The sequence below is a fragment of the Micromonospora sp. NPDC005367 genome (assembly GCF_040606825.1).
Taxonomy (GTDB): domain Bacteria; phylum Actinomycetota; class Actinomycetes; order Mycobacteriales; family Micromonosporaceae; genus Micromonospora.
The window spans coordinates 37,155-58,518 of sequence record NZ_JBEXFP010000015.1 but is presented as its reverse complement, the minus strand read 5'-3'; the positions used below and the strand labels follow the sequence as shown (position 1 = coordinate 58,518).

The window sequence follows — 21,364 nt, the reverse complement described above, 5'->3', positions numbered from 1 at the left end:
CGGCGCGGCGTCACCCGCGGTGCGCTGTTTCGGGTCGCGGCGCGGCCGGACGGGCTGTCGCCCGCGCACCGCGGGGAGAGGACGGCGTCAGAGCGGGGTGACGTACGCGCCGGTGATTCCGCCGTCCACCACGAACTGCGTGGCGGTCATGAAGGACGCGTCGTCGCTGGCCAGGAACGCCACCGCCGCGGCGATCTCCTCGGGGGCACCGAACCGGCCCATCGGCACGTGCACCAGCCGGCGGGCGGCCCGCTCCGGGTCGGCGGCGAAGAGTTCGAGCAGCAGCGGGGTCGCGACCGGGCCGGGGCAGAGGGCGTTCACCCGGATCCCCTCCCGGGCGAACTGCACACCCAACTCCCGGGTCATCGCCAGCACGCCGCCCTTGCTCGCGGTGTACGCGATCTGCGAGGTGGCCGCGCCCATCAACGCCACGAACGAAGCGGTGTTGATGATCGAGCCCCCGCCCTGCCGGCGCATGTGCGGGATCACGTACTTGCAGCACAGGTAGACGCTCGTGGTGTTGACCCGCAGCACCCGCTCCCAGGCGTCGAGCCCGGTCTCCAGGATGGAGTCGTCGTCCGGCGGGGAGATACCGGCGTTGTTGAACGCCACGTCGACCCGGCCGTGCCGCTCGACCACCCCGTCGAACAGGGCCCGAACGGCCGCCTCGTCGGCGACGTCCGCGGCGACGAACTCGCCACCCACCTCGGCCGCGGCCCGCTCGCCCGCGTCCGCGTCGATGTCCACGCAGACCACGCGGGCGCCCTCGGTGGCGAACCGCCGCACCGTGGCCCGCCCGATCCCGCTGCCCGCGCCGGTGACCACGGCCACCCGGTCCCGCAACCGATCCCGCACCCTGTTCACTCCTCCGTCGCGATGAAGACGTTCTTCACATCGGTGAATGCGTGCAGCGCGTCGGGGCCCAACTCGCGGCCGAGGCCGGAGCGTTTCATCCCGCCGAAGGGAGTCCAGTAGCGCACCGAGGAGTGCGAATTGACGCTGAGGTTGCCGGACTCGACGGCCCGGGCCACCCGCAACGCCCGGCCGACGTCGCGTGTCCAGATCGAGCCGGAGAGTCCGTGGTCGGTGTCGTTGGCGAGGCGGATCGCGTCCGCCTCGTCCTCGAACGGCAGCACCGACACGACCGGACCGAAGACCTCCTCCCGCCAGTGCCGGTCCGCCGGCGAGTCGGCGAGCAGCACCGTCGGGGCGTACCAGAAGCCGGGGCCGTCCGGCCGGACTCCGGTGAACGCGACCGTCGCTGCGTCGACGTACCCGGCCACCCGCTCCCGCTGGACCGCCGAGATCAACGGGCCCATCTCGGCCGTCTCCCGGGCCGGGTCCTCCACCCGGAAGGCGCGCACCGCCGGTTCGAGCAGCTCCAGGAACCGGTCGTACACCGAGCGCTGGACGAGCAGCCGGGAGCGGGCGCAGCAGTCCTGGCCGGCGTTGTCGAAGACCGCGTACGGCGCGGTGGCCGCCGCCTTCGCCAGGTCGGCGTCGGCGAAGACCACGTTCGCGGACTTCCCGCCCAACTCCAGCGTCAGCCGCTTCACCTGTGCCGCGCAGCCCGCCATGATCCGGGTGCCGACGGTGGTCGAGCCGGTGAAGCAGATCTTGCGTACCGCCGGGTGGGTGACGAGCCGCTCCCCCACCACCGCGCCCTCGCCGGGTAGCACGGTGAGCACGTCCGCGGGCAGGCCCGCCTCGCGGCCCAGCTCGGCCAGGCGCAGCGCGGTGAGCGGGGTCAGCTCGGCCGGTTTCAGCACCACGGTGTTGCCGGCGGCGAGCGCCGGTACGAAGCCCCAGGCGGCGATCGGCATCGGGAAGTTCCACGGCACGATCACCCCGACCACGCCGAGCGGCTCGTGGAAGGTGACGTCCAGCCCGCCGGGCACCGGTATCTGCCGGCCGGTGAGCCGCTCGGGGGCGCCGGCGTAGTAGTCGAGCACGTCCCGAACGTTGCCGGCCTCCCAGCGGGCGTTGCCGATCGGGTGCCCGCTGTTGCGTACCTCCAGCTGCGCCAGCTCCGCCAGGTGCGCGTCGACGACGGCCGCGAACCGGCGCAGCAGCCGCGCCCGTTCCCCCGGCGTCGTCCACCGCCACCGCTCGTAAGCCCTCGCGGCTCGCGCAACCGCCGCGTCGGCCTCCGCCGGCGTGGTGGCCGCGACCTCGCCGATCTGCTCCCCGGTGGCCGGGTTCACCAGCGTCGTCACACCCACCGTCCCACCGCCGCCGACCCGGTGCCGCAGGTGGGGACGCCGGCACGGCCACACCGGACGGGGCGAGTGGGCGGCTCAGAGGCGTTCGAAGCCACGGAACAGCTCCCAGTCGGTGACCGCGGCGTCGAAGGCGGCGAGCTCGACCCGGGCGTGGTTGGCGTAGTGGGCGACCACCTCGGCACCGAACGCCTCGGCGGCCGGCGCGGAGCGCTCCCAGAGGGTGAGCGCGTCCCGCAGCGTGCCCGGCACCCGCTCGACGGACGGGTCTGCGTACGCGTTTCCGGTGCACTCCTCGCCGAGCTCCAGCTCCTGCTCGATCCCGTGCACCGCCCCGGCGACCAGCGCGGCGATCGCGAGGTAAGGGTTCACGTCCGCGCCGGGCACCCGGTTCTCCACCCGCAGATCCGGGCCGTGCCCGACGAGCCGCAGCGCGCAGGTGCGGTTGTCGGTGCCCCAGCGCAGCGCGGTCGGCGCGAACGACCCCGGCTGGTAGCGCTTGTACGAGTTGACGTTCGGCGCGAAGAAGAGGCTGAACTCGCGCATCGTGGTGAGCAGCCCGGCGAGCACCCGCCGACCGGTCACGCTCAGCCTCGCCGGCCCGTCGCCGAGCAGCGCCGGATCGCCGCCGACGTCACGCAGCGAGAAATGGATGTGACAGGAGTTGCCCTCCCGGGCGTTCGGCTTGGCCATGAAGGTGATCGCCATGCCCTCCTGGGCGGCGATCTCCTTCGCGCCGTTCTTGTAGACGACATGGTGGTCGGCGCAGGCGACCGCCTCGTCGTAGCGGAAGGCGATCTCGTGCTGGCCGAGGTTGCACTCGCCCTTCGCGCTCTCCGGCGTCAGCCCCGCGTCGGCCATCTCGGTGCGGATGCGCCGCAGCAGTGGCTCGACCCTGGCCGTGCCGAGCAGCGAATAGTCCACGTTGTACTGGTTGGCGGGCGTCAGCTCCCGGTAGCCACGCCGCCAGGCGTCCTCGTACGAGTCGCGGTAGAGCACGAACTCCAACTCGGTGCCGGCGTACGCGGTCAGCCCGTGCCGGGCCAGCCGGTCGAGCTGGTGACGGAGGATCTGCCGGGGTGAGGCGACCACCGGGCCGGAGCCGTCCAGCCACTCCAGGTCGGCCAGGAGCAGCGCCGTTCCCGGCTGCCAGGGCACCCGGCGCAGCGTCGTCAGGTCGGGTTTCATCGCGAAGTCGCCGTAGCCCCGCTCCCAGCTCGACATGGCGTACCCGTCGACGGTGTTCATCTCGACGTCCACGGCGAGCAGGTAGTTGCAACCCTCACTGCCGTGCGCGACCACGTGCTCCAGGAAGTAGGGGGCGTGGAACCGCTTGCCCTGCAACCGGCCCTGCATGTCGACCAGCGCCAGCACCACTGTGTCGATCTCGCGCTCGGCGACCGCGACGCGGAGCTGCTCCAGCGTCAGCGGCGCTCTCATCGGCGGGGCTCCATCCCCAAGGTCTACTGGCAAACCCGACGATGGTCAATGCCCAGGCCGGGCGAATTGTGGTTGCCGCGGATCCACCGGCGGCGCATCCTTGAAGCCGTGACCAGGCCCGATCGCGACGGGCCACCGCCGGGCGCTCGGACCGTCCGGCAGCGCGGCGGCGCGGGGCGGTCACCTCTCTCTCACCCGTACGGCGATCCGCCGTGCGCGACACAAGCCCCGTGCCGCCGTCCCGGGCACTGCGGAGGCGTTGCCGGCCGGCGTGGTCTACGACGACCGCCGGCGCTGCCCGGAGTCAGGTCAGGAACAGCCCGGCCAGCCAGAGCGCGGCGATCACCAGGCCGGCGAGGAACTCCAGCAGCATCGACAGTCCGGCTGCGGCGACCGCGCGCTTCGTGGCGGGCCAGGCGAGCCGCGAGTCACCGAGCCTCAGCCGCTCCGCCGCCCACACCCCACCGACGAAGCCGAGCACCAGCCCGATCACCGGGATGACGAAGAATCCGACCAGGCCGAGCAGCCCTCCGGCGAGCAGCGACGAGGTGGGCACGCCACTGCGTTTCAGATTGCGCCCCGGCCAGGCGTACTTGACCACCGTGCCACCGATCGCGACCAGCGTCGCGGCGGCGAGCACCAGCCACCGGCCCGCGCCCGCGCCCGCGCCGCCGAAGATCGCCCAGACCAGCACCCCGCCCCAGCAGAGCGGCAGCGCCGGCAGGCCCGGCACGATCACGCCGGCCAGCCCGGCCACGATCGCCAGGGCCGCGATGACCGAGACGGCCGTCCCGGAGTCCGTCAGGCTCATCGGCGCCACCCTTCGTACGCGTCAGCGAGCTGTACGGCTTCGATCATCACCGGCACCGCCGACCGTCCGGTAGCGGCCCAAGGATGTCCGGGTCCGGCCCGGCGACCGCCCACCCCCGAACAGGTCGTCGCCCGCGGAGCGGCGTCGCCTGTCGGCGGCGGCGTCCCCGGTGCCGGACGGTCCGCCCGCTCACGCCGCCTCCGTACCGGCCAGGCGGGCGGCGATCCGGTCGGCCGGCACCGGAGCACCGAAGAGCCGCCCCTGCCCGGTGTCGCAGCGCAACGCCCTGAGCCGTTCGGCCTGCACACCCGTCTCCACCGCCTCGGCGGTCACCCACAGTTCCAGCGCGTGCGCCAGCCGGACCAGCGCGTCCACGATGCGCTCGTCCCGATGGTCGGCCGCCGTCACCGCGTCCTCACCCCGAATGCCCTCGACGAACGGGCCGGCCAGTTTCAGGCAGTGGATCGGCAGCCGGCGCAGGTACGCCAGGTTCGAGTAGCCGGTGCCGAAGTCGTCGATGGCGAGCCGTACGCCCAACGCCGCGAGCCGGTGCAGCGCCCGCAGCGGCTCCCCGGCGGTGCCCATCACCGCACTCTCGGTCAGTTCCAGCTGAAGCAGCTCGGCCGGCAGGCCGCTGGCGGCCAACACGTCCGCGACGGTGTCCACGATGGCCGGGTCGTCGGTCTGCCGGGCGGCCAGGTTGACGCTCACCACCAGGCGGGCGTCCGGGAACCGCCGCCGCCACTGTTCGGCGTCGTGGCAGGCCTGCCGAAGCACCCACTCGCCGAGCCGGACGATCAACCCGGTCTCCTCGGCGAGCCCGATGAACCGGTCCGGGCCGAGCAACCCCAGTTCGGGGTGTTGCCAGCGGACCAACGCCTCGACCGCGAGCATCCGCCCTTCGAGCAGCGACACGATCGGCTGGTAGCGGAGGACGAACTCGCCCCGGTCCAGGGCGGCGGGCAGCTTGGCGGCCAGCGCCGAGCGGGCGATGTCGCGGGCACTGCGTTCCCGGTCGTAGACCGCCCACCGGCCCCGCCCTTCGGCCTTGGCCCAGTAGAGGGTGGTGTCCGCGGCCTTCATCAGCTCCGACGCACTGGTCTCACCGGCCGGGCACTCGACGATGCCGACGCTGGCCGAGACGGTGAGCTGCTGGTCGCCGATGTGCACCGGGGTGGCGACCGCGGCCAGCGCCGCGTCCGCCACGGCCACCGCGTCGTCGAGCCCGTCGCCACCGTCGACCAGGATGACGAATTCGTCGCCACCCATCCGGGCGACGAGGTGTCCGTGGTCGGCGACGCAGTCGGCGAGCCGGCGGGCGATCACCACGAGCAGCTTGTCGCCCAGGTCGTGCCCGAGGCTGTCGTTGATCGCCTTGAACCCGTCCAGGTCGAGGAAGCAGACGCCGATCCGCTGCTCCGGGCCGGCGGTGTCGAGGAGCCGGCCGAGCGTCTCGAAGAAGAGGGTCCGGTTGGGCAGCCCGGTGAGCGGATCGTGCAGCGCCTGGAAACGCAGCCGCTGCTGCAGGGCGTACCGCTCGGTGATGTCCTCGATCATCGCGACGGTGAACCGCGGCCGGCCGTCGTCCTGCCGGACCAGGGAGACGGCCAGGTCCGTCCAGAGGCTGCTGCCGTCCTTGCGGTGGTAACGCTTCTCGACGCGGATCGAATCGTGCTCGCCCTCGACCAGCCCCTGGTAGAGCTCCCACATCCCGGCGGCGTCGTCGGCGTGGAACAGCGAGGTCACGTTGATCTGGCGCAGTTCGTCGACCGAGTAGCCGAGCATGTCGGCGAACGACTGGTTCACCTCCAGGATCCGGCCGTCGAGGTCGGCGACGCCGATCCCGATCGCCGCGCCGGTGAAGACCGCCCGGAACCGCGCCTCGCTGTCCCGTAACGCCCGTTCCACCTGGTCACGTGCCTGCCAGGCCGAGCGGGCGATCCGCTCCTGCTGCAGGAAGGTACGGTCGCGCAGCGCACGGGCGAAGCCGGCCGCGAGCGCGCCCTGCAGCCCGGCGACCCGCTCCCCCGTGTCCGCTGTCGCCGCCCGGCTCGGAACCACCCGCGCCGCGAGGTTCGCACCGAGGGCGCGCACCGACCACTCCAGCATCCGCGGCTCGGCCAGATGCGCCTCGACCAGCGCCCGTCCGACAGCCTCGGCCGGCTGGTCGGAGAAGGGCTCGGCGCGCAGCGCCCGCGCGAGTCGTACGGTGTGCACGAGCAGCAGCCGCTCGGTCTCGGCCGCGCTGAGCGGCACGAAACCGAAGCGGCGTACGGCGCGAGCCCACTCGGCGGCGTACTCCTGCGCGCCGGCCCGGCTGACGTCGTCCCCGGAGGGGTGCGGGACGCCGGCCATCACGGTCAGCCGACGGCCGGCCGGTCGTTGCGGGCCACCCCGCAGAACGCGCCGAACCGCTCGGGGCGATCGTCGGGGTCGGACGGTGAGTCGGGGCGCCAGAGCGGCATGTGCACCACACCCGGCTCGAGCAGGGTCCAGTCGCCGAAGAAGCCGGTGATCTCGGCCCGGGACCGCAGGGTGATCTCGGTGTCGGTACGGGCCGACAACCGCTGCGCGTCGAGCATCTCCTGCGGCTGGTCCTCGAAGGTCGAGTGGGAGATGACCAGGTGGCTGCCGGGTGCGGCGGCGGCCCGCAGGGTGGCGAGGAGCTCCGCGGGGTGGTCCGCGTCGGGGATGAAGTGCACCACTCCGGCAAGCAGGATGCCGACGGGACGACTGAGGTCGAGCAGGCCGCGAGCCTCGGTGAGGATCCGCTCCGGCTCCCGCAGGTCCGCGTGGAGCACGGTGGTCAGCTCGTTGCCGGCGAGCAGCTCGCGGCTGTGCGCGACCGCCACCGGGTCGATGTCCACATAGACCACCCGCGCCTTCGGATCGGCCTGCTGGGCCACCTCGTGCACGTTGCCCACGGTGGGGATGCCGGAGCCGATGTCGAGGAACTGGTCGATGCCGGCGTCCAGCAGGACCCGTACGGCCCGGCGCAGGAACTCCCGCCCCGCCCGCATGGTGGCCGGCAGGTGTGGCGTCATGGCCGCGATCTGCTCGGCGAGCCGCCGGTCGATCTCGAAGTTGTGCGCGCCGCCCAGGAAGTAGTCGTACACCCGGGCGGCGCTCGGCCGGGTCAGGTCGATCTCGGTCGGGATTGCATCCGGCATCTGCGCGCTCCCCAGTTCTTCGCCTTGGGGCGGGTCGGCACAGGCGTCGGGATGCGTGCCGGCACCCCGCGGCCCACCGACCGACCCGCGGAGGGTGTGGTGAAGAACACTCTAGGCCGCGGACTCCATCATCAGGGAGATGCCTTGTCCGACCCCGATGCACATGGTGGCCAGCGCCCGCCGCCCACCACGGCGGCGCAGCTCGAGCGCGGCGGTGAGCGCCAACCGGGCGCCGCTCGCACCGAGGGGGTGGCCGAGCGCGATGGCGCCACCGTTGGGGTTGACGTGTTCGGCGTCCTCGGGCAGGCCGAGTTCGCGCAGCACGGCCACGGACTGGGCGGCGAACGCCTCGTTCAACTCGATCACGTCGACGTCGCCGAGTCCGAGTCCGAGACGGTCCAACAGCTTGCGGGTTGCCGGCACCGGCCCGACGCCCATGATCCGGGGCGGTACGCCCGCCGCCGCGGCGCCGGTGACCCGGGCCAGCGGGGTCAGGCCGTACCTGTCGACCGCCGCCTCGGACGCGACCAGCAGGGCGACCGCGCCGTCGTTGACGCCGGAGGAGTTGCCGGCGGTGACCGTGCCGCCCTCGCGGAAGGGCGTGGGCAGCGCGGCGAGCTTCTCCAGTGACGTCTCCCGCGGGTGCTCGTCGACGTCCACCTGCTTCGTCTCACGCTTGCCGGCCGGCACGGTGACCGGAACGATCTCCTCGGCGAGTCGGCCGTCGGCCTGCGCCTTCGCCGCGCGCTGCTGCGAGCGGAGGGCGAACTCGTCCTGCGCCGTCCGGTCGACACCGAACTCGGCGGCCACGTTCTCCGCCGTCTCCGGCATCGAGTCGATGCCCCACTGCTTCTTCATCAGCGGGTTGACCAGCCGCCAGCCGATGGTCGTGTCGTAGATCTCCGCCGCCCGGGAGTACGCCGTGCCGGCCTTCGGCATGACGAACGGCGCCCGGCTCATGCTCTCCACTCCGCCGGCCACGATCAGCTCGGCCTCGCCGGCCACGATCGCCCGGGCGGCGGTGGCCAGTGCGTCCAGGCCAGAGCCGCAGAGCCGGTTGACGGTGCTGCCCGGCACCTGCTCGGGCAGCCCGCCGAGCAGCGCGGCCATCCGGGCGACGTTGCGGTTGTCCTCGCCCGCCTGGTTGGCGCAGCCGAGGATCACGTCGTCCACCCGCGCCCAGTCCACCGTCCGGTGGCGGTCGACCAGTTCGCGGATCACGTGCGCGGCCAGATCGTCCGGTCGTACGCCGGCCAGGACGCCGCCGTAGCGGCCGATCGGGGTACGAACACCGGCCACCAGGTATGCCACGGTCATCGGGAGTCCTCCGGGGGTGGAAGAGGCGGGTCCTCGGGCGGGGGGCGAGCGTCCGCCGGGTCGCGGGGGAACGCCCCGGCAGCCAGGATATCGGCGGCGGGACCGGATAGGTTGACGGCATGGCCCGGGCCCAGTTCAACGCGAAAGTCGGTGCGAGCGGTGAGTTCGTCCGCCAGGCCAACCGGTTCACCGACCGGGTCACGCCGCACTCGACGTCCCCACCGGGCGGCGGGCCCGACGAGCAGGGGCGGTGGCCCCTGGAGGCCGGCCGCTACCGGCTGATCTGGTGCCGCGCCTGCCCATGGGCGCACCGGGCCCGGATCGTCCGGAGCCTGCTCGGTCTGGAGGATGTCATCTCGCTGGGCACCGTCGACCCCATCCGCGACGAGCGGGGCTGGCGGTTCACCCTCGACCCGGACGGGTTCGACCCGGTGCTCGGCATCGGCTTCCTCTCCGAGGCGTACCTCGCCACCGACCCGGACTACTCCGGTCGGGTGACCGTGCCCGCGCTGGTCGACACCGTCACCCAGCGGGTGGTCACCAACGACTACCCGCAGCTCACCCTCGACTTCTCCACGGAGTGGCGGCGCTTCCACGCCCCGGACGCACCCGAGCTCTACCCGGTGCAGCTACGGCCGGAGATGGACGCGCTGATGGCGGAGATCCACCGGGACGTGAACAACGGCGTCTACCGGTGTGGCTTCGCCACCTCCCAACAGACGTACGACGAGGCGTACGAGGCGCTCTTCGCCCGGCTGGACGTGCTGTCCGAGCGGCTGACCGGGCAGCGCTACCTGATGGGCGACTCGATCACCGAGGCCGACGTCCGACTCTTCACCACGCTGGTCCGCTTCGACGTGGCCTACCACGGGCACTTCAAGTGCAATCGGCAGAAGCTCACCGAGATGCCGGTGCTCTGGGCGTACGCCCGGGACCTGTTCGCCACGCCCGGGTTCGGCGAGACGGTGGACTTCGACCACATCAAGCGGCACTACTACGCCACCCACCGTGAGATCAACCCGACCGGGATCGTTCCGGTCGGCCCGGACAACTCCGGCTGGACCACGCCGCACGGACGTGGCTGAGCCGGACCGGCCCGGGTCGCCGATCACTCTCCGCACCGCCGCCGCAGCGGCCGCCGCCGGCTGCACGCTCGCCGGGGCGGGCGCGGTCACCACCGCCGTGCTGGCCGGTCCCGGCCCGGGTTTCGGCGGGTACGTGAGCGAGGCCGGCATCGCCGGCAGTGGTCATGCGCCGACGTACCGGATCGGGGTGTTCGCCCTGGCGGCCGGGTTGCTGCTGCTCGCCGTGGCGCTGCCCCCGCGACTGCGGGCGGCCGCCGTGCTGCTCGGCGCCGGTAGCGCGAGCACGGCGCTCTCCGGCGCGGTCACGTGCAGCGCGGGCTGCCCGTTACCGCCGTTCGAGCGCGCCACCGTGGCCGACCTGGTGCACGGCGGAGCGAGCATCGCGGCCACCGCCGCGGTCGTCCTCGCGATGGTCGCGGTCACGCTCTGCCGCGCGGCAGGCGGGCGGCTGCGACAGCTCTCCGCCGTCGCGGCAGCGCTGGCGCTGCCGCTCTGCGCGGCGATCGGTCTGGCGATGCTGCTGGTGGGGCGCAGCACGCTGGTGGGTGTGCTGGAGCGGGTGGTGCTCGCGATCGCGGTGCTCTGGGGGCTCGCCGCGGCCATCGCGGTCGGGCTCGCGTACCACGCGGAGCCGACCCGCGCGGCGGGTTCACCCCCGTCGCGAGGTGCCGACCATCGACTGCCGCCTTTGTAAGGATCGTCACCGTCATCGACACTTCCGCCGTCGGCACTCCCGGCGTATCGTCCTAGAACGATGACCAACATCTGGTGCCTGACCGTGCGCCTGTACGTCGATCTCCGACTGCAGGCCAGCGGCGTCTGTCCAGGGCAGCCTGTCTCCTGACGCTGCTCTGACCGACCCCACCAGACCCTTGGACACATCCTTATGCCTATCGGCCTGCGCAAGATTCCCTTTTCCGTACAGATCCTGCTCGGCCTCGTCCTCGGCGTGGCGCTCGGCTTCGTGGCCCGCTCCAACGACCTGAGCTGGCTGACCAGCACCCTGCACACCGTCGGCGGCCTCTTCATCCAGCTGCTCAAGCTGGCCGTACCGCCGCTGGTCTTCACCGCGATCGTCGTCAGCGTGGTCAGCCTCCGCGGGGTGGCCAACGCCGCCCGGCTGGCGCTGAAGACGCTGCTCTGGTTCGGCATCACCGCCCTGATCGCGGTGGGTGTCGGCATCGGCCTCGGCCTGCTCACCAACCCGGGCCGGGGCGTCACGCTGGACGTCGCCGGCGCCACCGAGCCGAAGAACGCCGGCTCCTGGACCGACTTCCTCACCGGGATCGTGCCGACGAACCCGATCGGCGCGTTCGTCGAGGGCAACGTCCTCCAGATCGTGTTCCTGGCGATCGTCGTCGGCGCCGCCGCCCTGCTGGTCGGCGAGAAGGCCGAGCCGTTCGTGGCGCTCAACCGCGCCCTGCTGGAGATCGTCCAGAAGGCGCTCTGGTGGGTGATCCGGCTCGCCCCGATCGGCACCCTCGGTCTGATCGGCAACGCCGTCGCCTCCTACGGCTGGGACCTGCTCGCCCCGCTCGCCAAGTTCACCACGGCGGTCTACGTCGGCTGCGCGATCGTGCTGGTGGTGGTCTACCCGCTGCTGCTGGTGGGTGCCGGTCGCCTCAACCCGCTGCGCTTCTACGCCGGTGCCTGGCCCGCCATCCAGCTGGCCTTCGTCTCCCGTTCCTCGGTGGGCACCATGCCGGTGACCCAGAAGGCCGTCGAGCGGCTCGGCGTGCCCCGCGAGTACGCCTCGTTCGCGGTGCCGTTCGGCGCGACCACGAAGATGGACGGCTGCGCCGCGATCTACCCGGCTCTCGCCGCGATCTTCGTGGCACAGGTCTTCGGTGTGCACCTCGGCGTCACCGACTACCTGCTGATCGCGTTCGTCTCGGTGGTCGGCTCGGCCGCCACCGCCGGGCTGACCGGCGCGCTCGTGATGCTCACCCTGACCCTCAGCACGCTGGGTCTGCCGCTGGCCGGCGCCGGTCTGCTGCTGGCCATCGACCCGATCCTGGACATGATGCGGACCGCCACCAACGTGGCCGGTCAGGCGCTCGTGCCGATCGTCGTCGCGGCCCGCGAGGGCACCCTAGACCGGACCGCGTACGACGCGGCGGGCCGCCGCGAGCTGATCGACGCGGAGCCGGTGGCGGGCAGCCGCAAGGAGGGGCTCACCCCGGTACCGGCATGATCAGGTGCCGTCTGTCGCCGGAGGCGATGACGGACCCACAACCGTGAGCCGAAGGAGGGCCTCGCATCCGAGGCCCTCCTTCGCATCTCTGAGAGGACGAACGCGATGAGCACTCTCTTCTCGCCGCTGGCCCTGCGCGCGGTGACCCTGCCGAACCGCATCGCGATGTCGCCGATGTGCCAGTACACGGCCGGCCCGGACGGCCTGCCCAGCGACTGGCACCTGGTGCACCTGGGCGCCCGCGCCGTCGGCGGGGTCGGCCTGGTGATCAGCGAAGCGAGCGCGGTGCTGCCCGAGGGGCGGATCAGCCCGCAGGACACGGGCATCTGGTCCGGGGCGCACGTGGACGCGTGGCGTCCGATCACGGCCTTCCTCACCGCGCGCGGGGCGGTACCGGCGATGCAGCTGGCGCACGCCGGGTTCAAGGCCTCGACCTACCGGCCGTGGGCTCCCGAGCACGGCGGGGTGCCGGACGCCGACGGTGGCTGGACGCCGGTGTCTCCGGGCACGGCACCGTTCGCACCGGACTACCGGACGCCCGCGGAGCTGGGGACGGCGGGCATCGCCGACGTCGTCGAGGCGTTCGCAGCCGGGGCCGCCCGGGCGGTGGACGCCGGCTTCGCCGCCGTGGAGATCCACGCGGCGCACGGCTACCTGCTGCACGAGTTCCTCTCCCCGCTCAGCAACCAGCGCACCGACGAGTACGGCGGTGACCGGGCCGGACGGATGCGGCTCACCCTGGAGGTGGCCCGGGCGGTACGGGCCGCGGTGGGTGAGGACGTGCCGGTGTTGACCCGGATCTCCAGCACCGACTGGGTGGCCGGCGGCTGGACGGTGGACGACAGCGTGGCGCTCGCCGCGGAACTGGCCGGCGTCGGAGTGGACCTGGTCGACGCCTCCTCGGGTGGGGTCAGCCCGGCCCAGCAGATCCCGCTCGGCCCGGGCTACCAGGTGCCGGCGGCCGCACGGATCCGCCGCGGGGCGGGCGTGCCGACCGGTGCGGTCGGGCTGATCGTCGAACCGGAGCACGCCGAGCAGATCGTGGCAGACGGCGAAGCCGATCTGGTGCTGCTCGGCCGGGAGCTGCTGCGCGACCCGTACTGGCCGCTGCACGCCGCCGCCAAGCTGGGCACCACCCCCACCTGGCCGGCCCAATACCTCCGCGCCGCCTGACCCCCCACCTCAACGTGTTGATCAAGAGGTTTGCGTCACCGGAACGACCCGATCCGACGCCAACCTCTTGATCAACAGAAGTGGGCCGCCGGGCGTCAGCCGGCCAGGTGGGACCAGTCGGGCTCAAGGTCGCGCCAGTGGCCCTGGGCCGCGACGGTGCCGCCGATCAGCACCACCACGTGGTCGGCGCGGACCAGTGCCGCCCGCTTCGAGGTCGAACCGACCACCGTGACCCCGTGCTCGCGCAGCGCCGCCCAGAGCGCCAGCTCGGTGGTGACGTCCAGCGCGGACGACACGTCATCGGCGACCAGCAGCTCCGTACGCGGCGCCAACGCCCGGGCCAGCGCGAGCCGCTGCAACTGCCCACCGGAGAGCCGGGTGCCCTTGTGCCCGATCAACAGTCCCAGTCCACCGCCGGCCGCGGACAGGTCGTGCTCGAGCTGCGCGGTGGAGACGGCCGCCGACGCGTCGACCTCGTGCCCGAGGGCGATGTTCTCCGCGACCGTGCCGGAGAGCACCCGGGGTAGCTGCCCCACGTACCCGACCTGGTTGGGTCGCAGGAACAGCTCCGGCTCGGTTACCGGCTCCCCGTTCCAGCTCAGCCGACCGGTGTGGTGCACGATGCCGGCCAGTGCACGCAGCAGCGACGACTTGCCCGAGCCGACCGGCCCCACGACCAGCACCAGCTGCCCACGCTCGACGGTGAGATCCACGTCTCGGACGGCGAGCGTCCCGTCCGAGTGCAGGGCCCCGAAGCGGCAGAGCTCCAACCGGTGCAGCGGCCGCCGCGGCGGCAGCTCCGGCGCGGGCGCCGTCCCGGCGGCCAGGTCCACCGCGGGCACCGCCGCCGCGTAGTCGGCGATCCCGCTCATCGCCACCGTCCGCCGGGTCCAGACGCGCGCCGACGGGTACTGGGAGACCAGTGAGGCAGTGGTCCAGGCGAACCAGCGGGCCGCCCCGAGCGTGGAGACCGCCACCAGCACGGCGCCGGCGGAGAGCCCGCCGGCCAGGTAGAGCGCCCACGCGCCGATCGGCAGCAGCCCGCTGACCACCGACGGCGTGGACCTCGCCCACACCTGCATGGCGATCTCCCGGCGCTGCCGGTCGCTGCGCACCGTGTCCAGCGCCGCCAGATGGGCCAGCACCGGCGCGCTCGCGCCGGCGAGCTTCACCGTACGGGCGGCGGACAGCGAGGAGACCAGGGCGGTGGCGAACGCGGCGCGCGCCTTCACGGTGCCACGGGCACTGCGTTCCAACCGTGGCGCGAACAGCGTCGCCGCCAGCCCGGAGACCAGCATCGTCCCCACGAAGAACAGCGCCGGCACGAAACTGCCGGTCACCACGGTCATCGTGACCACGATCACCAACGAGATGAACTGGTCCATCAGGTTGTCGGCGAGCTGCACCACCCGCTCGGTGTCACCGCCCTGGGCGACCACCTCGGCCGGGGTGTGTCCGCTGACCCGCCGCGGCCCGGTCTGCCCGTGCACCAGGCGCAGGCTGATCCGCAGCATCTGCCGGATCCACCACTGCGGGAACCGCAGGTTGGTCAGGTAGGGCAGCGGCAGCACGACCAGCAGCGCGGCCGCGATGCCGAGCGCCGGCAGCCACGGGTCGCCACCGTCGACCACATCCGCCCAGAGCCACGGCAGCACCGAACCGTCCAGGCCGAGCAGGGTCAGCACCATGAACATCGCGATGGAGGCCAGCCCGAAGCGCGGGTCGTTGAAACCCAGCCGCAGGATCTGCCGCATGGTCCGCGCGGGTGGCGGCGGGGGCACCGGCGGCGGGTCGGTCCTCGGTACGGCGGCCGGACGCTCAGCCGTCGCCGGCTCGACGAGTCCGGCCGGCTCGACAGGTTCCGTCGACTCGGTGAGCTCCCACAGCGTGGCCGGCGCCGGCAGCAGGTCCACCCCGCCGCGCCCGCCCGTGCCGGCGTACGCGCCCGCGGTGGCCAGCAGCTCGGCGAAGCGCGCCGACTCCTGCAGCGGCCCGGCCTCCAGCACCTCGCCGTCGGCGAGCACCACCACCTCGTCGCACCGGCGCACCGACGAGAGCCGGTGCGCGATCACGATGCCGATGCGGTCGGTGAGCAGCCGCTCGGTGGCCTGCCGTACCCGGGTCTCGGTGACCGGGTCCAGCCGGGCGGTGGCCTCGTCGAGGATCACCACCTGGGGATCGCGGACCAGGATCCGGGCGAACGCCACCAGTTGCTCCTGCCCGGCGGAGAGCACGTGACCGCCCTCGCCGAGCCGGGTGTGCACCCCGTCGGGCAGCTCGGCGATCCACCCGGCCAGCCCCAGCTCCGCCAGCGCCCGGCTCGCGTCGTCGAGCAGGTCCGGGTCGAAGAGCGCGACGTTCTCGGCCAGCGTGCCGGCGAGGATCTCGGTACGCTGCGGCACCACCGCGATCCACCGGCGCAACTCCTCGACGTCCAGGTCGACGAGGTCGGTGTCGCCGAGGAAGACGGTCCCCGGCGGCACGTCCACGGCCCGGGTGAGCACCTTGGCCAACGTGGACTTGCCCGAGCCGGTACGTCCGACCAGGGCGTACGACCGCCCGCGGGCGAAGGTCAGCCGGACGTCGCGCAGCGCCGGGCCGCGCTCGTCGTCGGACGCGTACCGGAAGGTCAATCCCCGGACGGTGAGGTCGCCGTCGGTCGGCGCCACCCCGCCGGTCGGCTCCTGCGGCGCGGCGGAGAGCAGCAGCACCCGGGCCCAGGCGCCGAGCGCGTACTGCAGGTGCGGCACCCAGCGGGCCATGTGCTCGACCGTCGCCCCGAAGGCGATCGCGAGCAGCCAGATCGCGGTCAGCCGGGCGCCGTCGATGCGGCCGCTGGCCAGCGCCCACGCCCCGGCGAGCACCACGGCGGCGATCCCGGCCCGGATGCCACCGGCGGCGATCGCGGTGACCTGGGCCGACATGCGGAACACCCGGCCGGCCCGGGCGATCACCTCGGCGGCCCGCCGGGCGTAGAGGCGCAGCACGTAAGGCCGGGCGAGGCTGGTGCGGACGTCGTCCTGGCCGTGCACCGCCTCCTCCATCACGGCGGCCAGGTCGGACCAGGCCTCCTCCTCGGCCATCCGCGCCGGGGCGATGCGCCCGGCGGGCCGGCGCAGGACGACGGCGAGCAGCGTGGTCAGCACGACCATTCCCACGCCGGCCGGCCACCAGACGAACAGCGCGCTCGCCGTCGCGAGCAGGCACACCGCGAGACCCTGGATCAGCCGTACGCCGGTGTTCCGCAGTTCGGCGGCGACCTGGTAGACGTCGTTGTCGATGCGGTCGAGCAGCTCGCCGACGGGGGTGGTCTCCAGGGTCGGCAGATCCTGCCCGAGCGCCACCCGGCAGAGCCGCCGCCGGACGTCGGCGGACCAGTCGGCGGTCAGCCCGGCCATCAGCAGCCCCACCACGAGGTCGGTGAGGACGGCGGCGACCAGCGCGGCGGCCAGCGCGGTGAACCAGCCTGTCGAGTGGTGCACCAGCACCGGTCCGGCGAGCGCGGAGGCGGCCGCCTGACCGCCGGCACCGACAACGATGAGCAGGAGGACCGCCGTCATCCGGCGTGGTGCGGTCGCCCAGAGGTCTCGGAGCAGGCGCATGAAAGTCCTCCGGACTCTGGTCGGGTGGGGCGGTGACTCCAGCGTCACCCGACTGGCCTCGGCGATCAACGCATTTTCGCTGCGGCGGTCCCGCTCGGACCAGGCTCACGCGGTCACGGCGAACGCTCACGCCGGGTCAGGTCCGGCCGGGCTCACGCCGGGTCAGGTCCGGCCGGGCTCACACGGTCAGGCCGGGCCGGCTCACGTGGTCAGAACAGCACGGTGGCGAGCGTGCCGACCGGGCGGAACCCGCAGCGCTCGTAGACCCGGCGGGCGGGCAGGTTGAAGTCGTTCACGTAGAGGCTGACCGTCGGCGCGACGCGCAGCAGTGCGTCGCGTACCACGGCGGCCATGGCCGCGGTGGCGATGCCCCGGCCCCGCCACTCGGGCGCCACCCAGACCCCCTGGATCTGCGCGGTGCGCCGGGTCACCACCGCCAGCTCGGCCTTGAAGATCACCCGGCCGTCGACGAAGCGGGCGTACGCCCGGCCAGCGCGTACCAGTTCGCTGACCCGCCGCCGGTAGCTGCGCCCGCCGTCCTCGGCCAGGGGCGAGACCCCGACCTCCTCGGTGTACATCGCCACGGCGGCCGGGAAGAGGCGGTCGACCTCCCCCGCGCGTACGCGGCGCACCTCGGGATCGGCGGGGACCACCGGCAGCGCCTCGGTGGCCAGCAGCGGCTGGTTCGGGCGTACGTCCCGGGCAGGTCCCCACACCTCGGAAAGGCGGTCCCAGAGCCCGAGTACGGCGTCGGCCCGGCCGACGATCGACGAGCAGAGCCGCTCCTCGCCGGCGAGCAGGTCGGCGAACGCCTCGACGGCCGGTTCGGTGGCGAGCACCGGGGTCAGGTTGCCGCCCAGCCAGCAGATCGACTCCAGGTTGCGGCGGGTGCCGTAGCCGAGGATCCGACCCTCGGCCCGCCACCAGGAGAGACCGCGCGCGGCGACCCGCTCGGCGACCTGCGCGCCCGCGTACGGGTCGAGGTCGAGCAGGCGCTCGACCGCGCGTCGTTCCGATTCCCCCAGTTGCCGTACCGGCACCGTCAGCACGCCTCCAGCGTGCCAGATCCGCCCCCCGGCCCGCGGGCTGAGTACCGACTCCGCGTCACGCGGCCAGTGGTACGGCCACCCGGGTGCCCTCGGCCCATCGCACCACGGGGGGCACCAGCGCACCGACGAGCAGGAAGAACACACCGAGGACCAACCAGCCCGGTACGCCCCACCCGACGGCGAGCGTGGTCACCACCGCGGGTGCCACCATCGACCCGAGCTGCATGCCCATCCCGTACGCGCCCTGGTACTGCCCCTGGGCGTCGGCCGGGGCGAGGCCGAACGAGATGCCCCAGCCGGCTGCGGAGTGCCACAGCTCCCCCACCACGTGCACCAGTGCCCCGGCGAGCAGCAGCACCACGGCGACCGGGCCGGGTACGCCGCCGCTGGCGGCGAAGAGCAGGCAGGCGGCCGCGATCACCACGCCGGCCCGACGGGCGGCCCGGCCGGCCCCGGCCAGTTCCTCGGTGCCGCGTGAGGCGCGGACCTGGAAGAGCACCACCATCACCGTGTTGACCAGCATGCAGGCGGAGATCAGCCAGTGCGGCGCGGTGGTGCGTTCGGCGATCCAGAGCGGCAGGGCGATGTTGAGCAGCCCGAAGTGCATCGACATCAGGCCGTCGAGCACGGTGAAGGCGAGGAACGGGCGGTCCCGCAGGGCGATCAGCCGTGGCCCGTGGGTGGGCGCCGGGACCGGCGGGACGACCGGCAACCGGAGCAGGATCGCCGCCGCGACCAGGTAGGTCACGCAGTCCAGCAGGATCAGCGCCACGTACGCGGGCCGGGTGTCGGCGGCGAGGCCGACGCCGGCGACCACCGCACCGACCGAGATCCCCACGTTGGTGACGGCGCGCAGGTAGGCGCGGGTTCGTACGCGCTGCTCGGCGGGGACGGCGCCGGCGATCAGCGCGCCCCGGGCGCCCCGGTTGGCCGCGTCGGCGACCGCCATGAGCATGCCGACCACGAGGAAGGTCGGGAACGACCGGACGCCGACCAGGGCGGCGGTGCACGCGGCGGAGGCGAGCAGCGCGGCGAGTTGGAGGCCACGCGGGCCGTGCCGGTCGGCGAGGTAGCCCATCGGGGCACTGGCGATCAGGCTGACCAGCGCCGTGAGGGTGAGCCCGAGGCCGACCTGGGCCACCGTCAGGCCGACCGAGCGGGTCAGGAACAGCGCGCTCGCGGTCAGCCAGGTGCCACGGCCGACGGTGTTGATCAGGGTGGAGAGGGCGAGGGTCCGGGCCGGCCCCGGGTCGGGAAGCAGTCGCACGATTCGCAGCCTAGCCAGACGTACGTACGGTTTGTAGATTCCGCTTGTCGACGACACGTTGCCGATATATCGTCGATGCATCAGCGATACGCCAATGGGAAGAGGAAGCATGCGATTCGATCGACGGCACCACGTGATGCACGAAGCGATGCACGAAGCGATGCACGGAGCCATGCACGGAGCCATGCACGAGGTCCGGATGCGGGGCGGATTCGGCTTCCCGCCCGTCCCGCCCATGCCGCACGGTCACGGCGGCGGTCACGGCTGGGGCGGGCGGGGCCGGGGCGGCAGGCGGCACCGCCCGAACGTGCGCGCTGCCGTGCTGGCGCTGCTCACCGAGCGTCCGATGCACGGCTACGAAATGATCCAGGAGATCGACTCCCGCACCGGCGGGGCCTGGCGGCCCAGTCCGGGCTCGATCTACCCGACGCTCCAACTGCTCGAGGACGAGGGCGTCATCGCCGCCGCCGAGGACTCCGGCGGTGGACGGAAGCGGTTCACGGTCACGGAGACCGGCCGCGCCGAGGCGGCCGAGGCCGCCCAGAACCCGCCGTGGGCGGAACTGGCTCAGGACACGGTGAACAGCTGGCACGAGATCCGCGACGCCGGCGCACAGGCTATGCAGGCGCTGCGGCAGGTGATGATGACCGGCACCGACGACCAGCGCGAGCGGGCCGCCCAGGTGCTCGCCGAGACCCGCCGCAAGCTCTACGCCATCCTCGCCGAATCCGAGTGACCCAAGGCGTCCGCCGCCACGTCGACGGGCGAGGGGCCGAATACCCGGAAAGAGTGGTCATTCCCGCGGGAATGACCACTCTTTCCGGGTAAGTGTGCCCCGCTCGGCGGGGGTGGGGATCAGTGGACGGTGACGGTGGGGGTGGCGGTGAGCCCGCGGAGCTCCTCGGGGAGTTCGGCGCCCATCTCCTCGGCCAGCCGGAGCGCCTCCTCGATCAGCGTCTCCACGATCTGCCCCTCGGGCACGGTCTTGATGACCTGCCCCTTCACGAAGATCTGCCCCTTGCCGTTGCCGGAGGCGACGCCGAGGTCGGCCTCCCGGGCCTCGCCCGGGCCGTTGACGACGCAGCCCATGACGGCGACGCGCAGCGGCACCGGCAGCCCCTCCAGGCCGGCGGTGACCTCCTCGGCGAGCTTGTAGACGTCCACCTGAGCGCGCCCGCAGGACGGGCAGGAGACGATCTCCAGGCCACGCTCACGCAGGCCGAGCGACTCCAGGATCTGGCTGCCGACCTTCACCTCCTCCACCGGCGGCGCGGAGAGGGAGACCCGGATGGTGTCACCGATGCCTTCGGCGAGCAGCGCGCCGAACGCCACCGCCGACTTGATGGTGCCCTGGAAGGCCGGGCCCGCCTCGGTGACGCCGAGGTGCAGCGGGTAGTCGCACTGCTCGGCGAGCTGCCGGTACGCCCGGATCATGACCACCGGGTCGTTGTGCTTCACCGAGATCTTGATGTCGCGGAAGCCGTGCTCCTCGAAGAGCGAGCACTCCCACAGCGCCGACTCGACCAGCGCCTCGGCGGTGGCCTTGCCGTACTTGCTGAGCAGCCGCTTGTCGAGCGAGCCGGCGTTGACGCCGATACGGATCGGCACCCCGGCGTCGCCGGCCGCCTTCGCGATCTCCTTGACCTTGTCGTCGAACTGGCGGATGTTGCCCGGGTTGACCCGGACGGCCGCGCAGCCCGCGTCGATCGCGGCGAAGACGTACTTCGGCTGGAAGTGGATGTCCGCGATCACCGGGATCTTCGACTTCTTGGCGATCGCGGGCAGCGCCTCGACGTCGTCCTGGGACGGCACCGCGACCCGGACGATCTGGCAGCCGCTGGCGGTGAGCTCGGCGATCTGCTGCAGAGTGGCGTTGACGTCGGCGGTGAGCGTGGTGGTCATCGACTGCACCGACACCGGCGCGCCGCCACCGACCGGTACGGAGCCGACCATGATCTGGCGGCTGGCCCGGCGCGGTGCGAGCGGCGGAGGCGGCACGGGAGGCATACCGAGGCTGACTGCGGTCACTTCAAACAC

General features: G+C 72.9%; 16 protein-coding genes. 5 read left to right on the top strand and 11 right to left on the bottom strand.

Annotated features, from left to right (window positions below; all coding sequences use genetic code 11):
- Positions 1-87 precede the first annotated feature (87 nt).
- The 7 genes from ABZS42_RS13360 to pcaF form a co-directional block, all read right to left on the bottom strand.
- A complete protein-coding gene (locus tag ABZS42_RS13360) occupies positions 88-855 on the bottom strand; it encodes a 3-oxoacyl-ACP reductase (protein WP_355144850.1) in 768 nt (255 codons plus the stop codon).
- 5 nt (positions 856-860) lie between these two features.
- Complete coding sequence (locus ABZS42_RS13355; protein ID WP_355144977.1) at positions 861-2,216, bottom strand: aldehyde dehydrogenase family protein; 1,356 nt, start codon at positions 2,214-2,216, stop codon at positions 861-863.
- Between the two features lie 81 nt (positions 2,217-2,297).
- Positions 2,298-3,659 carry a glutamine synthetase family protein gene (locus ABZS42_RS13350; RefSeq protein ID WP_355144848.1) on the bottom strand — a complete coding sequence of 454 codons (1,362 nt, stop codon included), beginning with the start codon at positions 3,657-3,659 and terminating at the stop codon, positions 2,298-2,300.
- Between the two features lie 304 nt (positions 3,660-3,963).
- On the bottom strand, positions 3,964-4,470 hold the full coding sequence (locus ABZS42_RS13345; RefSeq protein WP_355144846.1) for a DUF456 domain-containing protein: 507 nt from the start codon (positions 4,468-4,470) through the stop codon (positions 3,964-3,966).
- Positions 4,471-4,659: 189 nt separating this feature from the next.
- Positions 4,660-6,825 carry an EAL domain-containing protein gene (locus ABZS42_RS13340; protein ID WP_355144844.1) on the bottom strand — a complete coding sequence of 722 codons (2,166 nt, stop codon included), beginning with the start codon at positions 6,823-6,825 and terminating at the stop codon, positions 4,660-4,662.
- 5 nt (positions 6,826-6,830) lie between these two features.
- Entirely contained in the window at positions 6,831-7,640 is an 810-nt protein-coding gene (locus tag ABZS42_RS13335; RefSeq protein ID WP_355144842.1) for an SAM-dependent methyltransferase, read from the bottom strand.
- Positions 7,641-7,751: 111 nt separating this feature from the next.
- Complete coding sequence (gene pcaF, locus ABZS42_RS13330; RefSeq protein ID WP_355144840.1) at positions 7,752-8,957, bottom strand: 3-oxoadipyl-CoA thiolase; 1,206 nt, start codon at positions 8,955-8,957, stop codon at positions 7,752-7,754.
- A gap of 119 nt (positions 8,958-9,076) precedes the next feature.
- Here pcaF and ABZS42_RS13325 point away from each other — a divergent pair, with 119 nt between their 5' ends.
- From ABZS42_RS13325 to ABZS42_RS13310, 4 genes are all read left to right on the top strand, one after another.
- Positions 9,077-10,042 (top strand): glutathione S-transferase C-terminal domain-containing protein, encoded by a 966-nt coding sequence (locus ABZS42_RS13325; protein ID WP_355144838.1) that lies wholly within the window; start codon positions 9,077-9,079, stop codon positions 10,040-10,042.
- Positions 10,035-10,736: a DUF998 domain-containing protein gene (locus ABZS42_RS13320; RefSeq protein WP_355144836.1), complete on the top strand. Its 702-nt coding sequence runs from the start codon at positions 10,035-10,037 to the stop codon at positions 10,734-10,736. The genes ABZS42_RS13325 and ABZS42_RS13320 overlap by 8 nt, the downstream gene beginning before the upstream one ends.
- Positions 10,737-10,940: 204 nt before the next feature.
- Positions 10,941-12,236: a dicarboxylate/amino acid:cation symporter gene (locus tag ABZS42_RS13315; RefSeq protein WP_355144975.1), complete on the top strand. Its 1,296-nt coding sequence runs from the start codon at positions 10,941-10,943 to the stop codon at positions 12,234-12,236.
- Positions 12,237-12,341: 105 nt separating this feature from the next.
- Positions 12,342-13,409 carry an NADH:flavin oxidoreductase/NADH oxidase gene (locus ABZS42_RS13310; protein ID WP_355144834.1) on the top strand — a complete coding sequence of 356 codons (1,068 nt, stop codon included), beginning with the start codon at positions 12,342-12,344 and terminating at the stop codon, positions 13,407-13,409.
- 95 nt (positions 13,410-13,504) lie between these two features.
- Here the strand turns inward: ABZS42_RS13310 and ABZS42_RS13305 are convergent, their stop codons facing one another.
- The 3 genes from ABZS42_RS13305 to ABZS42_RS13295 form a co-directional block, all read right to left on the bottom strand.
- The gene (locus ABZS42_RS13305) at positions 13,505-17,011 is read right to left on the bottom strand and encodes an ABC transporter ATP-binding protein (protein ID WP_355144832.1); all 3,507 of its coding nucleotides are present in this window, start codon (positions 17,009-17,011) and stop codon (positions 13,505-13,507) included.
- 209 nt (positions 17,012-17,220) lie between these two features.
- Positions 17,221-18,060: a GNAT family N-acetyltransferase gene (locus tag ABZS42_RS13300; protein WP_355144830.1), complete on the bottom strand. Its 840-nt coding sequence runs from the start codon at positions 18,058-18,060 to the stop codon at positions 17,221-17,223.
- Positions 18,061-18,115: 55 nt separating this feature from the next.
- Complete coding sequence (locus ABZS42_RS13295; protein ID WP_355144828.1) at positions 18,116-19,327, bottom strand: MFS transporter; 1,212 nt, start codon at positions 19,325-19,327, stop codon at positions 18,116-18,118.
- Between the two features lie 160 nt (positions 19,328-19,487).
- Here ABZS42_RS13295 and ABZS42_RS13290 point away from each other — a divergent pair, with 160 nt between their 5' ends.
- On the top strand, positions 19,488-20,063 hold the full coding sequence (locus ABZS42_RS13290) for a PadR family transcriptional regulator (RefSeq protein WP_355144973.1): 576 nt from the start codon (positions 19,488-19,490) through the stop codon (positions 20,061-20,063).
- A 119-nt stretch (positions 20,064-20,182) separates the two neighbouring features.
- On the opposite strand, the gene ispG is transcribed toward ABZS42_RS13290, so the two are convergent.
- Entirely contained in the window at positions 20,183-21,355 is a 1,173-nt protein-coding gene (gene ispG / locus ABZS42_RS13285; RefSeq protein ID WP_355144826.1) for a flavodoxin-dependent (E)-4-hydroxy-3-methylbut-2-enyl-diphosphate synthase, read from the bottom strand.
- Positions 21,356-21,364 lie beyond the last annotated feature (9 nt).